This window comes from Halarchaeum acidiphilum MH1-52-1 (assembly GCF_000474235.1).
Classification (GTDB): domain Archaea; phylum Halobacteriota; class Halobacteria; order Halobacteriales; family Halobacteriaceae; genus Halarchaeum; species Halarchaeum acidiphilum.
Genome location: NZ_BATA01000144.1, coordinates 1 through 1,244 on the forward strand (window position 1 = coordinate 1; position 1,244 = coordinate 1,244).

1 protein-coding gene is annotated in these 1,244 nt (G+C 67.6%); it reads right to left on the bottom strand.

Translation table 11 applies throughout. The features are described 5' to 3' along the window. Positions 1-1,244 (bottom strand): isocitrate dehydrogenase (NADP(+)) (icd, locus tag AOZ13_RS13580; protein ID WP_049934146.1); only part of this gene is annotated, 1,244 nt, incomplete at both ends.

Here is a 1,244-nt window from a genome sequence, read left to right on the forward strand (position 1 = left end):
TCGATACGCTCGACGATCTCCTCGCCGTACTCGGAGGCGGCGAGCTTGACGCCGCCCTCGACCTGCCGTTCGAGGTCGTAGGTGACGCGGTGCTCGGAGATCTGGGCTTCGACGGCGTCGTGGACGAGGTCCGCGGCGTCGTCCCAGCCGAGCTGTTCGAGGAGGATCTTCCCGGAGAGGATCATCGCGCTCGGGTTCGCCTTGTCCTTGCCGGCGTGCTTGGGCGCGCTGCCGTGGACCGGCTCCGCGAGGACGCGGCCGTCGCCGAGGTTGGCGCCGGGCGCGATGCCGAGACCGCCGATTTGGGCGCCCGCGGCGTCGCTGAGGTAGTCGCCGTTGAGGTTCGGCATCGCGAGCACGTCGTAGTTGGACGTGCGCGTGAGGAGCTGCTGGAGCATGTTGTCCGCGATGCGGTCCTTGACGACGACCGTGTCCTCGGGGGCGTCGCCGTCGTACTCCTCCCAGAGGGTGTCCTCGTCGATGGTCTCCTCATCGAACTCCTCGGCGGCAATCTCGTAGCCCCAGTCGCGGAAGGCGCCCTCGGTGAACTTCATGATGTTGCCCTTGTGGACGAGCGTGACGGAGTCACGGTCGTTCTCGATGGCGTACTCGATGGCCTGCCGGACGAGGCGCTTCGTGCCGAATTCGCTGATGGGCTTGACGCCGATGCCGACGGGACCGTCGTGGATCGTGGAGTCGAAGCCCATCTCGTCCTCGACGAACTCCCGTACCTGCTCGGCCTCGTCGGTGCCGGCCTCCCACTCGATGCCGGCGTAGACGTCCTCCGTGTTCTCGCGGAAGTTGACCATGTCCATCTCCTCGGGGTCGCTCACGGGGGAGGGGACGCCGTCGAGGTAGTAGGTCGGGCGCATGTTCGTGTAGAGGTCGAGCTTCTTGCGGAGCGCGACGTTCAGGCTGCGGAAGCCGGCGCCGACGGGCGTCGTCAGCGGACCCTTGATGGAGGTGCGGAACTCGCGCAGGGCGTTGACGGTGTCGTCGGGGAGGTTCTCGTCGTACTGCTCCCGCGCGCTCTCGCCGGCGTAGACGCGCATCCAGTTGATCTCGCGACCGGTCGCGTCGGCGGCGGCGTCGAGGACCTGCTGCGCGACGGGCGCGACGTCCTTCCCGATCCCGTCCCCGTAGATGACGGGGACGATGGGGTTGTCGGGGACGACGAGTTCCTCGGCGTCCTCGTCGTACGTGACCTTCTCCCCCTCGTCGGGGACTTCGACCTGCTCGTACTC